This window comes from Paenibacillus sp. QJM3NY_38 (assembly GCF_056173265.1).
Genome location: NZ_CM149665.1, coordinates 2,069,549 through 2,083,372, shown reverse-complemented (window position 1 = coordinate 2,083,372; position 13,824 = coordinate 2,069,549). Strand labels below are relative to the sequence as shown.

Annotated in this window: 6 protein-coding genes; all 6 read right to left on the bottom strand. The window is 55.0% G+C overall.

The genetic code is table 11. The features are described from left to right. Window positions 1-10 precede the first annotated feature (10 nt). Entirely contained in the window at window positions 11-184 is a 174-nt protein-coding gene (gene rpsU, locus AC0VZ8_RS09100) for a 30S ribosomal protein S21 (RefSeq protein ID WP_005547957.1), read from the bottom strand. 184 nt (window positions 185-368) lie between these two features. Then, complete coding sequence (locus tag AC0VZ8_RS09095) at window positions 369-728, bottom strand: histidine triad nucleotide-binding protein (RefSeq protein WP_475486678.1); 360 nt, start codon at window positions 726-728, stop codon at window positions 369-371. A gap of 273 nt (window positions 729-1,001) precedes the next feature. Then, a complete protein-coding gene (locus tag AC0VZ8_RS09090) occupies window positions 1,002-4,451 on the bottom strand; it encodes an AAA family ATPase (RefSeq protein WP_475486677.1) in 3,450 nt (1,149 codons plus the stop codon). Further along, on the bottom strand, window positions 4,452-5,630 hold the full coding sequence (locus tag AC0VZ8_RS09085) for an exonuclease SbcCD subunit D (RefSeq protein ID WP_475486676.1): 1,179 nt from the start codon (window positions 5,628-5,630) through the stop codon (window positions 4,452-4,454). Window positions 5,631-5,681: 51 nt separating this feature from the next. Beyond that, complete coding sequence (gene addA, locus AC0VZ8_RS09080) at window positions 5,682-9,797, bottom strand: helicase-exonuclease AddAB subunit AddA (protein WP_475487666.1); 4,116 nt, start codon at window positions 9,795-9,797, stop codon at window positions 5,682-5,684. Between the two features lie 5 nt (window positions 9,798-9,802). Next, window positions 9,803-13,333, bottom strand: coding sequence for a helicase-exonuclease AddAB subunit AddB (addB, locus tag AC0VZ8_RS09075; protein WP_475486675.1), 3,531 nt, complete (start codon window positions 13,331-13,333; stop codon window positions 9,803-9,805). Window positions 13,334-13,824: the final 491 nt, after the last annotated feature.

Below are 13,824 nucleotides of genomic sequence, written 5' to 3'. Positions count from 1 at the left end.
TCAGATCCTCCTAAAACTTTCTCTTACGAGCAGCCTCGGACTTTTTCTTGCGCTTTACGCTTGGCTTTTCATAATGCTTGCGTTTCTTCACTTCAGCCAATACGCCATCTTTAGCAATGGAACGCTTGAAGCGACGAAGTGCAGCATCAATTGTCTCGTTTTTGCGAACTTTAGTTTCAGACACCAGTTTTCCCTCCCTCCGACCAGACCGTCCAAGAGCATTAACACGGTTCATCAAACTTCATTATAGGGCAAACGGAAATAAGGTGTCAACCTTAGGCGTCTATTTTACAATAGTCGCAGGAATTGGAACAACCCCGCCACGACGTTCCGCTGCGAGGCTGATCTATTTCTTCATTGGCCTGATGTTATGTATGCGTGGGCGAAATCCCTGTTAGAGCGCCTAAACGGCGACCGCCCATCAGATGATAGTGCACATGAAACACCGATTGTTCCCCGTCAGGTCCGCAGTTGTTAATTAATCGATAACCGCTCTCCGCAATGCCCAGCTTGGCAGCGGCTTCTTTCGCCGCTTTGTGCATCTCGCCAATCAGCAGCAAATCTTCATCCTGAATATCGTTCATGGATGCGATATGCTTCTTGGGAATAATCAGAACATGAACCGGCGCCTCCGGGTTAATGTTTTGAAATACAAGCACCTTATCATTCTCGAGTACTTTCGTGGAAGGAAGCTCCCCCTCTACGATTTTACAAAAAAGACAATCCATCACGGTTACCCCTTTCATACGTTTACATGCTTTTATCATATAAGAAATTAGGCAGTGCGTCCAATAGATGACAATGAGACATACGCAAAAAAAAAGAGAAGCACCCCCGGAACGCAGCTGTCCAGTAAGGAGGCGCTTCATCACGAGAGCAAGGGAAAAGATTGGAATCTCTCATGATCAAGCGCCTGCCCGGTGCTTCTTATATATGTCGGCTTATCTGTACTATAACAGCGCCATGTAGCTGTTTCCGTGATTTAGATCACATCAACCGTGCTACATCGATTCGATCGCAAGCTGTGATCCGGCTCCCGCTTGCTCCGCCGGCCGTACGACCAGCTTGCGCGGCAGACGCGCCCGAAGCTCGGGCACATGACTGATGATGCCAACGGTCAGCTTATCGGTATGGAGCCGCTCAAGGGCGGTGATGACCGTTTCCAGCAGCTCCGGATCCAGCGTGCCGAACCCTTCGTCGAGGAAAAAGAACTGCAGCGGATATTGCCCGCGCAGCTGAATCTGTGCCGAGAGTGCCAAAGCCAAGGCCAATGAGGTAAGAAATGTTTCGCCGCCCGATAGTGTGGATACCGGACGCCGGACGCCGCCGTTGGCATCGTCCCGAATGACGAAGCCTCCACCGGAATCCACCTCAAGCGAATAGCGCTGCTTGGTTAAATAACGAAGACGCTGGGAAGCCGACTGACTCACCTGCATTAGCTGTTCTTCCGCAATATATTCAACAAATGCGTTTCCACGCAAGCAGGACTGCAGTTTGGACAAGCGCTCGCTCTCTCGTTGAAGGCTAAGACGCTGCTCTTCCAATTCCATAAACCGGATGTGACGTTTGGTCAGGTCCTCCAAGTCACGCTCGGCTCGGGCTCTCGCCTGAAGGGCCTCCTCATCGGCTGTACGAGCCGCCTGAAGGTCGGCTGTGCACCGTTCCCACTCCTCTTCATGAAAAGGGCTCGCACCAAGCTTCTGCTCGACGTCGCGAAGCCTCAGCGTCCATTCCCGCTGTCCTTCCCGATGGGCTTTCACTAACTGTGCGCATCGTTCACTTTCTTCCGCGGTTAAACAGGCTTCCAGGACGGCAAGCTCCGTAGCGAACGGTGAGGCTGCCAGCTGGTTCTCCCAGGCAAGCTTGGCAGCTTGGTGCTGCTCCTGCGCAGATCTCTCAGCCTGTTCTGCAAGAGCCGCTTCCTTGGCTGCATGCTGAGCCTTCTCTTCTGCCTTCCTGCACTCGCTTCTGGCTTGTTCAGCAGCTTCCTTCAGCAGGGTCGCTCTGGACCGGCATTCTCCGAGCAGCTCTTCAGCCGACCGGTCGCCGATCCATGCCCGAAGACGCTCTTCCTTATCCTTCAGTCCATCCGCCTTTCCCTCACGCTGAGCATCCCATTGAATCAGCTGCTTCTCCAGCTCACGAAGCTGCTGCTCCAAGCGAAGGACGGCCTGCTTCTTCTCCTCAATAAATGGAACGCTGCGCTCCAGCCCTTCCTTTATGGACTCGGCTTCCGCATCCTTCTCTTGCATGAGCTGAAAACGGCCGGTTGCTTCCTCCAGAGAGAAGTCCGGCTTGACTGCCTGCCAGGAGGTTAAAATGCCTTCAGCTTCAGCTTCCAGTCCTGCCAGCTGATCCCGAAGCTGGTTCCAAGTCATTTGCCCATTCTCAAGCGCGGCGCTCTGTTTCATAAGCTCCTGCCGGCATGTGGAGAGGCTCTGCTGTACCTTGGACGCTTCCATACGGCATTGCCCGATGGCTGCAGCCTGGGTTTCGGCTGCTTTTATGAGCCATGCCGTGTCTGAAGCCAGCTTTTCTACATCGTACGTTTTATCAGCGGCTGGTATCGTTGACACCGCTGCCTCCATCCATCCTTGTTGCTCCTGCCCGGCTAGTTTGACGGCAAGCAGCTCGTCATCTGCATACGGCTCAATCTGCGAACGCGTTTGGCTTGCCAGCGCTTCCGCTTCATTCACTTGCCCCCGCAGGGTTAATCTGGCCTCCTGGATCTGATGAGTGATCTGTGCCAGCTGATTCATGGTCTCATCGAGATGATCTTCAGGGTGCCCTGATGAGGCAGCAGGATGAGGATGATGTTCACTTCCGCAAACCGGACAAGGAGCTCCTTCCCGAAGCTCGGCGGCGAGCGAAAGGGACAGCGCATGAAGCTGCTTGTTGCGAAGCGAGTCGCTCATCGCCTGGTTTACCTGAGCTGCCGCGGCCGCCATCCCATCGGCAAACGACGAGGCTTCGGCTGCATCACGCTGCAAGCTGTCAGCTTGCACGGAGAGCTGTATGTAGTGCCGCTGCAATTCTTGCTCCTGCTTCTGCAGGGCAATAAGGCTTGCTTCTTGCTCCTTCAGCTTGCTCTCCTGCGATTTTAACTCGAGCTCAGCCTTTTGTTTCCGTCTGCCGGCTGACTCAAGGGCTTGGACCTTCTGCATCGCCATATGAAGCGCTTGACGCTCACCAGAGCGGATCTCAAGCCCTTTCAGCTTGGTCTGCAGCTCCTCCTGCCGCTTTTGCCCCCGTTCGAGCAGCTCCTGTTCCTTCTGCAGTTGGGCAGTTACTCCATCAAGCTCTTTGCGTGCGTCCACTCGCTGCGCATCCAGCCTAATCAGTTCTTCACGTAATCCGTCACGTTCCCGCTGCAATAAAACGGCTTGCTCCAGCTGCTGCTCCCGAAGCACCAGCTTCGGCTCCTCGGCCCGAAGGGCTGCCTGGGCAGCTTCATCCGCCTTGACGGCTTGCTCCGCCGCGTTCTGAGCGGATGCGGCTTGCGCGGTGAGTCCTTCGGCAACCTGCCTCCGATGATCCCAGACCTTGCCGGATTCGCGCCAAGCTTCCAGCGCAGGAAGAACTGCGGCTGCCGCCCCTGTCAGCTCAAGCCGTCGTTCCAGCTGCTTCATCTCTTCCTCATGAAGGGCAAGTTCATCCAGCTTCCCTTGGAGCCGCCGTTTTTCCATATCCAACTCACGGATTTTCCCCATAGCTTCATGGGCTTCAATGGCGGCCTGGAGAAGATTCCGTGATGACGCCGCGTGTTTCTTGGCATCTTCCAGCACCGTAGTCGCTTCCGCCAGAGCTTCTTTGCCTGCACTGCCCAGCCCTTGCTGCTCGGCTTCGACGGATTTCAGCGAACCCTCTGTATCCTTCACGCGGCGGCTCAGCTTGATCGCAAGCTGGTCTCCGTACCGTTCCAAATGAAACAGCCGCTGAAGCATCTGCCGACGCTCACTCCCCTTCAGGGAGAGGAATTCAGCAAACTTACCTTGAGGAAGAACGACCGCACGGGTGAAATCATCCATTTTAAGTCCGATTTTCTCTTCTACGCAGCGGGTGACTTCGGCCAGTTTATCCGCCATCACCTGATCCCCATCGGGGGTAACTTGGATAAATCGACTCACCGTATTGCTGATGGAGAGCTCATTGACCCGTTTGAATCGGCGCTCTACCCGGTATCGCTCCAGTCCGGCAGCGGATGACAACTCAAACGTAAAAGAGACGGACAAGCTGTCCTCCGAATGGTTCATGATGCCCTGGGTTCCGTTAACCGCACGCTCCACCTTTCCGTACATGGCTAAAGTAATAGCATCCAGCAGTGTGGATTTCCCGCTTCCCGTCGGTCCGAAAATACCGAAAAGTCCGGTTTCGCACAACGTCTCAAAATCAATCTCCTGCGGTTCTCGATAACTCTGCAGTCCGGATAATTTCAACAAGATCGGTTTCATCTACGACTTCACCTCCGTCCCGTCAGTCTCCTCTTCCTCAACAAGCTCCAGAAACAAATCGACCAGATGATCCTCGGGCTCCGCCCCGCCGGTTTGCCGCTGGTAGAACTTTCGGAACAGGTCCGGCAGCGGCAGCCGGGAGCGCTCGCTCTCCAGCTCCAGTGCCTCCATCTCCGGGTAAACCGGACGAATGTGAACAATGCCGTCCCTGCTCTTTCGAAGTCGCTGAATGTCGGCAAGCCCCATGGCCTCCGTTAGGGATACCTCTAAATCGATGAATGCTTCAGGATCACGCCCCTCATCCAGCCACCGATACACTTCTTCCAGGCCGCCTTTTGCCTTCCAGCGAACAAGCGGGCGGCCGCTGCTAAGAAACAGCTCCTCGATCACGGGGGCTCCTCCTGGCGATACGTCAACCAGGGTCACCGATTTGGCCTGTCCCGCTTCCGAGAAGCTATAGGCCAGCGGTGAACCGCTGTAGCGGATGATCCCCTCCCCTTTTACTGCCTGAGAACGATGCAGGTGGCCAAGGGCCGTGTAGGATGCACCTACAGAAAGTGCCAACGGGTCAACCGTGTACGCTCCACCGACCTGAATCGGTCGCTCGGAATCGCTCTCGACGCCGCCAAGCACATAGATATGGCTCATGGCCAGATTGACCGTCTGCGGAGAAAAATCCCTCGCCATCTTCCTCATCAGTTGTCCGACTCTCTCGCTATAGGCACGGCGGAGCTGATCCTCATCTCCATCGATCGAAAGCAGCTCATTGAGCCTGGCCTCCGACGGATATGGGAGTGCCGCAATCTTGGCCGTTTCTCCGGTACGTGCCGCTGCAACAGTGACCGCATCGGCAATAGGTGTCCCGATCAGCGTTATGCCTCTGGTTGCAACAAGCGGCGTGACCGACGCAACCCGTTCCGGCTGATCGTGGTTGCCTGCAATGACCACCATAGGGCGCCCCCCCTCCGTAAGCCTGGCGGCCACATCGTAGAACAACTGCTCTGCTGCCGCAGGCGGATTTACGGAATCATAGACGTCCCCCGCCATGAGAATCAGATCGGCCTGCTCTTCGTCTGCCAGCTTAACCAGCTCATCCAGAAAGCGCTCCTGCTCGGCAAGCCTGCTCCGGCCTTCGAGCGTGCGTCCCAGATGCCAGTCTCCGGTATGCAAAATACGCATTGCTAATCTCCTCTCCCGTTTCAAACTTCCATATCAAATCAATAGAATTGACTATAGTTGAACGGCATGTCCCCCATCAAAAAAGTACAGCCATTTTTCATGAACGGGCTCGCCTAAAATATCCTCCAAGGCCTTCGCATATAGATCCAGCTGAAAGCGATACTGCTCGGCCAAGGCAAAAACGCCGCCGCGATGCTCCAGCACCCGGTCTGTTTTATAATCCAGCAGCACAAGTCTTCCGTTATGCCTGAACAGGCAGTCCACAACCCCTTGGATCAGGACGGTTTCGTCCTGAAGAAGCTGCACATCCGGGGCTGCTTGGGCCGCTTGGGCCGAGATTTGGTCCATGAAAGCGAGCCCTTGATAAGCTTCAGCTGCAGGGAGTGCATATGAAAACGGCATCTCGCGCCAGACATCCTCTGCAGTCAGCAGCTGCTTCCCTACCTCGCAATCAAAAAGGCCGCTGATCTCCTGAGCTTCTACCGCGGCTGCCTGCTCACCGGTTATGATTTCTTTTTCTACAAGATAGCGGATCGTGTCTTCGATCTCCGGCGTCGGTTCCGTAGCTCCCTCCAGTCGTTGAAGAGGCACATGCTGCATGATCGTATGATACACGGTTCCCCGTTCCGCGGGTGTCAGCTTCGTTGACTCCATAAATTTCGGCCGCCGCAAGCTCAGTGTGAAGGAAGCGTCTCCCCCGATATTTTCGTTGCTCTGACGTTGTACAGCCTGCTCCTGAAGCAGATCCAGGGAGGGGCTGTCCTGTAAGGCAAGCAGCTTCTTCATCTCCGTTACGGACGTTTTGGCGGAAATTTGACTAACCGTTTCATATCGATAACTCCAAGACAAACGCTCATAGATGCCTGCACGTTGATCGTCCCCACCCTTATCTTCCGCTTCGGCTATACCTGCCACCGGAACAATCGGCTCGAGCTTGCGCAGGGCACTCAGCTTATTCATCCGATCGTCGCTATCCGCCCGCGTGTCTTCCTCAATGCCGGTCATGCCCTGCGCCAAGGATTCCGGCGTCTCGATCGAAAATATCCATTGCGATCGATCTTCCCCCAACACGCGTGAGCTCGTCTCCCCGGATAATCCCGCCTTTTCGCGGAGCACACCCGCGGATGGATGGCGTATCACGGCCGGACCGATCCAATCCAAGTAACTCCGGCCCCGGGCAAGGACGTAATCCGGCAGAAGAAGCTCCGGGTTAAAGTCGGCTTGTGCCCACGCAGTTACCTTCTTCGGCAAATCCTTCACCGTGCCGACGAGGATCATTTTCTCTTTAGGCCGGGTAAGGGCAACGTAAAGCACACGCATCTCCTCAGCCAACAGCTCCAGCTGTGACCTGCGCCGGATCGCCAGATTAGGCAGCGTCGGATAGCTAACGCGCATCCCTTCATCCACAAACTTCGGTCCAAAGCCTAGCTCCTTATGCATCAGGAAAGGGGAATTCAAATCCTGCTGGTTGAAATTTTTGGATAATCCCGCAACAAAAACAACCGGGAATTCCAGCCCCTTACTCTTGTGGATGGTCATCAAGCGCACCGCGTTGCCCTGACTTTCCGTACCGCCGGCCGTGCCGAGATCCCCGCCTCGCTCCCGGAGCCGGGAGATAAAGGTCAGGAAGCGGAAGAGACCTCTGGAGGCTGTATCCTGTTCATACTGCACGGCTCTGTCATACAAAGCAGTCAGATTGCCCTGACGCTGCTTGCCGCCGGGCAGACCGCCAACCCAATCCAAATAGCCGGTTTCACTGTAAATTCGCCAGATCAGATCGCTCAAACTTCCTTGGCGGGCTTCCTGCCGCCAGCGCTGAAGCCGATCCATAAACAATCCGAGTTTTGAGCCAAGCTCCGGGGATATTTCGATATTCTGACCTTCGGCTGATGGCGGAGCATCCGAAAGAAAGCTGCCAACCACAAGCTCATGACCTGCTGCTGCTTCAGCCAAGCCTTCCAGTTCTACGCCCGGGGTCCATTTGCCATCCACAAAGCCCACAGGGCGTGCCGAATCCATGACCGACGGGGCGCTGCTTAACGCGACTGCCGCTTGAAGCGCATCGTAATAAGTCCCTTTGGCACACAGGCGCACCTGTGCCATCTCTTCCTCGGATAATCCGAGGATGGGCGAGCGCAATACGGAAGCCAGGGGAATATCCTGCCGGGGATTATCAATCACCTGCAGTAGAGATAAGATGATCTCCACTTCCGTCGCCTGAAAATATCCTTTGTTCTGCTCGCCAAACGCCGGAATTCCTTCCTGACGCAGCTCCTCTATAATTAACGGTGCCCATACCATGGCTGAGCGCAGCAAAATAACCATGTCCCCGTACCCCGCGGGCCGCATCGATTTCAGTCCCTTATCGTACACCATGAGCGGCTTCCCGCTTTCGCCTGTCATCTCACGGATTCTGCGGGCAATGGCGCGGGCCTCCAGCTGGGCGGTTTCCATTTCAAGCGCCTCAACCTCAAGATGAGCCCCGTCTTCCTCGGAAGCCGAGTCTTCGGACTGCTCCTCCGTCCCTTTTCCAAGGCGGTCAATCAGGAGCAATTCAGGGATGTAAGGGTTCGTGCCATCCTGAATCTCCTGCTCCGGAAAGGAAGCCCCGCATACAAGCTCAGCCCTGGCATCATAGGCAATCTCGGCTACGGATTCATTCATGATCTGCCGGAACAGCAAATTGACGGCATCCACCACTTCCATCCGGCTGCGGAAATTACGGGCCAAATCAATCCGGATGCCGGCTTGAGCCGTGCTCGCGTCGGAAGAGAACGTCTTATATTTATCGAGAAACAGTCCCGGCTCCGCCAGGCGGAACCGATAAATACTCTGCTTCACGTCTCCGACCATAAACCGGTTACCCGGCATTTCCCGGGAGATCAATCGTACAATGTCTTCCTGTACGCTATTCGTATCCTGATATTCGTCGAGCAGCACTTCATCAAACTGCTCGCGATATTCCATCGCCGCATCGGAAGGCATCATATGGCCCGGCACGGAATCGGGGTGGCGAAGAATATGGAGGCAATAATGCTCAAGGTCGTTAAAGTCGACCATGCCTTTGGCTGCCTTGGCCTCCCGGTATCGCTCGCCAAAAGCGATAACCGTCTCGGCCAGCTCCATCATCAGCGGCGCTGCCGTGTGAAGTTCCTGTAAAAACTCCGATGCCGGACGGCCAAACAATGCACTTTTCAACTCGTTGACCATTTTCTTCACGTTATCGCGCAGTTCCTTAACCTGTTCCTGAAGCTCCGGCAGCACCTCATCCTTCCGAACGGATTTGAGCTTGCCGAAAGACGCCTCACGGAAAATGCCGTACAACGATTCCCACGGCGAAATATCGATAGCCTCGAGCAGGGAGGCGACCAGGCGCAAGTCGTCATCCAGATTGTCCACATACGGCGCAGGACCTCCCGGCTGCATGGCGATCGCCCTGGCTTGCTGCAGCAACCCGGCTGCTCCATTCAAGGCCAACCGCGCATCCGCCAATATGCTTTGAACCCATGGCGTTTGCCCAAGAGCCTCCGTATCTTGCACCTGGAAGCCGGCAGCCGTTTCCCTAAGCCAATGTGCCGGCCAAGAATGGCTGCGGGAGAAATCGTAGAGACGCTGCACGAGTCTGTACAGCGCGTCATCTGTTCGCTCGCCGCTAAACCAGTCCGCAAATCTTACAAAACGGCTCTCCGAATCGCCCTCGGCCTCGCCGTATTTCTCTTCGAACAGCTCCTCCAGCAAATCCTGCCGCATTAAATCCGCCTCATGTTCATTCAGGATGCGGAATCCCGGATCCAGGGGTATTAACTGATAATATCGCCGAATGACTTCCATGCAAAAGGAATGCAGCGTTGTAATCGACGCCCTGCCAAGCAAAGCGAGCTGGCGCCGGACATGCTCATTGTCCGGATCCCGGTCCAGCTCACGGTCAAGCGCTTCCCGGATCCGTCCTCGCATTTCGGCAGCCGCTGCCTTGGTAAATGTAGCCACAAGAAGCCGGTCAACGCTGAACCCCGCGGAATCGTCGAGGATTTTGCGAATGATCCGTTCAACCAGCACGGCGGTCTTCCCTGAACCAGCCGCAGCTGCAACCAACATGTCATCGCCCGAGAGCGCGATGGCTTTCCACTGGTCGTCACTCCACATGCTGCCCTCGGGTTTTGCTATCATCTCTCTCACCGGCTCTCTCCTCCCTTCGGATGTCCAAGCATATCCCAAACCTGATCTTTACCCGGTTTACCCAGCAGCTGATATTCGCTGCCCTCAATTGCGTCGTCAAACTGGCATACAGGCCGGAAGGAACAGTACGTGCAGGCCGTCTCCTGCTGAATCCGGTACGGCACAATCGCGACATCGCCTCCCGTAATTCTGGAGCCGATATTCAGCATGTTCTCCCGCACGGCTGACAACAAGGTCTTCCACTGGTCAGGCGTTGCCACAGCCGCGCTGCTGTAGAAGCTGCCGTCCGTTTTGACGGCGACGGGCAGAATGGCCGAGTGCCCTTTTTCAAGGAACGAATCCATGAGGGAAACCGCTTCGCGGTCTGCCAGCAGCAGGCCCTTCATTTTGTATCGTTTAAGCAGCTCCTCTGCCGCCTGCTCCGGCGTCATGCCGTTTGCGGATTGCAGGATTGGATCATGAACGTGGAAATACAAGGTTCCCGCAGGCAATGCCTGCTCGCCGAGCCAGTCCTCCGCAAACGTCAGCAGCACGTCCAGATAGGTCAGCATCTGCAAGGATAACCCGTAATAGACCTCATGCAATCGCAGATCCTTCTGGCTGGATTTATAATCAATGACCCGGAGCATGATCCCATGCTCTCCGCGTGCCATGTCGACCCGGTCAATCCGCCCGACAATCTCCATCTTGACCCCGTTCGGCAATTCAAACGTCAGCGGCGGCAGCGGCTTCCCGGGACCGAAATCGAGCTCGAGACCGATCGGCTCAAATTTGCCGCGCCTTGCTTGTTCGCCCAAAATTACGGACGCTCTGCCCACGATGTTTTTCAGCTTGCGCGAAATATATCCGTATCGCTTGGAGCTCAATAGAATTTCACCCTGCAGCATGGGAGCAAGCCGATCGACCGTTGCTTCCGCCTCGCGCAGGCATTCCTCCGCGCTCAAGTCTCCCCAGCTTCGATGCTGTGATTGAAACTTCACGGCCATGCTGCTTAAGGCAGCATGAAACAGCTGCCCGATGTCAGGAGCCTGAAGACGGTACAACTGCCGTTCTCTCAGCTTCAAACCATGGGAGGCAAAATGGGAAAACGGACACGCAACAAAGCGCTCCATCCGGGATACGCTCGTCCGCAGCTTCGTTCCGTACAACTGCCTGCTGGTTTCCTGCTTAAGCGGCCGGGCTTCATTTCGGTAAGACAAGGACGAGAGCATCGAAGAAAGACGCGGCCTTAATTCCGGCTGTTCCGCATACCAATTGTACACATGCCACCAAAAGTCCGGAATCTCCTCGCCATTCCTCCAGTCACGAAGGCGACCCGTTAAATAAGCAAGCGTCTTATCCGGACGGGCTGCATAATGCTCCTGCTCGCTGGCCGATTGCCCGGCATGCGGTCTTGGAAACAAAGGGACCTCTTCCATCTGAAACATCAGCTTCAAATGGCGGATGACCTCGGATGGCAGCAACGTCTTGCCTTCATCGTCCGCCGCAGGATAGCTGACCCACAGCTGATTACTGGCCGAAGTCAGAGCATTATAAATCAGGAACCGTTCATCCAGCAGTCTGCGGGATATGCTTGGAGCAAGCTCCAAGCCGCGGTCTTCGAGCTGAACACGCTCCGGTTCTGTCAGGATCCCATCGTCCTGGAACTGGGCTGGGAGAACTCCATCGTTAATGCCGAGCAGAAAAGCATATTTCACCCCGCCCGTCCGTGTCCGATCCATGCTGCCGATCAGCACTTGATCTAGAGAAGGAGGCACCAGAGCCATTTTCATCTCCGTAAGTCCCGTACCCAGCACACCCGTGAACAATTCGGTGCTGAGCTTCTCCGTACCCATCATCTCCACAATCTGATCGAGCAGGTCAAGCACTGCCCCCCATACCTGGCGATGCTCCCTGGCCTCCTCAGGACGCCCGGCATCCAGAGCAGCGCGGCTTAACAGCTCGAGCTTCTCAGGAACAGCGGCTTCCTCCAAAAGCCGGTAGACTGCCGTGCTCTGATCCATTGCATTCGCTGCCTTCTTCATCCGCTTCTCAAACGCATGCAGCGGCTCCGTAATCACCTTTCTGGCATACTCAATCGCCTGCATCCCATGCGGATTTCGCACCTCACTCTCTCCATCTTCTAATGAGAGACTTGGAATCCCCTTCCAGGGGCGTCCATCCGTCCAGCGTGTGCCCTGGATTCCGGAAGCCAGCACATGGTTCTCCAGACGGTCCATGTCCTCACGGGTAAGCGATCCGTCCAGCGGCAGCAGCAGATCCGTCTTCACGCAGCGGAATACGTCCTCATAACGCCAGCGGCGTCCGATGATATCCAGCGCAGAGCGAATAAATTCGACCAGCGGATGATGGAGCTCGCTTCGCTTCTGATCCAGAAAATAAGGAACGCCGTGTTCCCTGAACAAAGGACCTATCAGATGCTCATATTCTCCCATATTCCGGACAAACACGGCCATTTCCCGGTATCTTGCTCCTTTTTCCCGAGCGAGACGCACCATTTCGCGTACAGCCCCTTCAATTTCAGCCCGGCGGTGACTCGCAGCATACAGAAGAAGACCTGCCCTGCTGCCGTCCGGATGGCTCACTGTAACTCCGTCCCGGGCAGCTTCCGTCCAACGTTTCTTCCGATCATAACCGCGCTCGAGATGGGCAAGCAGAGGGGATTCTTTAAACCGCGGAAGAACATCAGGTTGTAGAACGCGATACTCCATATCCAACCCCATCTCATCGGCAATGCCTTCAAGCTTTATGTATGTCACCGCGGTAGGATGAAAGAGATCCAGCTCATGCGGAACATTCCCGTTCGGATAAGGCTTGTCCAGTGTCAACGCAATCGTTACGCGGTTGGCATGCGTCATAATTTCCCGGAGCACCCGGTACTCCTGCGGCGTAAAGCCATGGAAGCCATCGATCCAAATGTCCGCGCGCTTGATATACTCCGATTGGGTCACGCCTTCTGCCAATGAAGCCAGCGTATCTTCCTCATCCATGTAGAACCTTGAAATCTCAAGCTCAAAATCTCGAAAGACCGTAACGATGTCCTCCAGCTTGCGCCGAAGCATCGGAGAATTCCCAGAGCCTGACAGCATCTGTCCCAGCTGATCCTCCACGCAGGCAGCGTCAATGCAATAGCGCTTCATCTCCGTATACAGCTCGCTCAGCTTACCGACAAAACCATGCTGCTCTCCCGAAGCACCGAACAATTGGAGCTCTTCTTTGCGCCTCCGCAAAATTTTGTACAGCAGCATGCGTTTTCCTTCTTCGCTGATCGCCACCTTCGCGGCCCCGCCGGTTTCCTGCATGACACGGTAAGCCAGTCGACGGAAACTGAGCACTTGCGCGCGCATCATCCCGCGAATGCCTCCCGCATTAACGAGTGCGTGCTCCGCTTCATAGGAACCTTGCTCGGGAACGATCAGTATCATCGGATTCCCCTTGGGATCCTGCTCCAATCGCTCGATCATCTCTTGGCGGATCGACGTGCTCTTACCGCTGCCCGACCTGCCGATAATAAATTGAACGCTCATGCTATGCCTCCTTTACATCGTCTCCGAAAAGGACTCCTTCACCCTCCAACAAGCTGCGTGTCCGGTGAAATCATGCCCTTGAATCTATTAGAGGTTGTTCAAAAAGTCCGCTTTTGATAAGAAAACCAATCGAGGCCACTTCAAGGATGAGCGACCGCGGTTCAAAGGTAGGTTTTCTTGCGATATCGAATTTCATCAGTTCCACTGATAACTCATAAATTCTATATCTAACACGAAGCAAATCAGGAAGCAACTCGGCATCGAATCTTGAATTCAGCCGGGCCTTCCGGTGCTCACGTACCCAAATCGTACGCTCCGCTCCTGACGTCCCTAGCTTCATCCAACCTTCTCGGTGCTGAAAATCGACCTTTTTGAACACGTACTATATAGTCAAATGTATCAAAATTCATATGAAATCCACGTTTTGGTTCGTTCTCTATCAAAAAAGATGCTGATTACTAGTATAGCATAAGTAACGTTTGATGGAACAT

Bases quoted from the DNA above. Each gene is read 5' to 3' on its own strand.
- AC0VZ8_RS09095 (WP_475486678.1), bottom strand. From the start codon at position 728: ATGGATTGTCTTTTTTGTAAAATCGTAGAGGGGGAGCTTCCTTCCACG.
- AC0VZ8_RS09090 (WP_475486677.1), bottom strand. From the start codon at position 4,451: ATGAAACCGATCTTGTTGAAATTATCCGGACTGCAGAGTTATCGAGAA.
- AC0VZ8_RS09085 (WP_475486676.1), bottom strand. From the start codon at position 5,630: ATGCGTATTTTGCATACCGGAGACTGGCATCTGGGACGCACGCTCGAA.
- addA (WP_475487666.1), bottom strand. From the start codon at position 9,797: ATGATAGCAAAACCCGAGGGCAGCATGTGGAGTGACGACCAGTGGAAA.
- addB (WP_475486675.1), bottom strand. From the start codon at position 13,333: ATGAGCGTTCAATTTATTATCGGCAGGTCGGGCAGCGGTAAGAGCACG.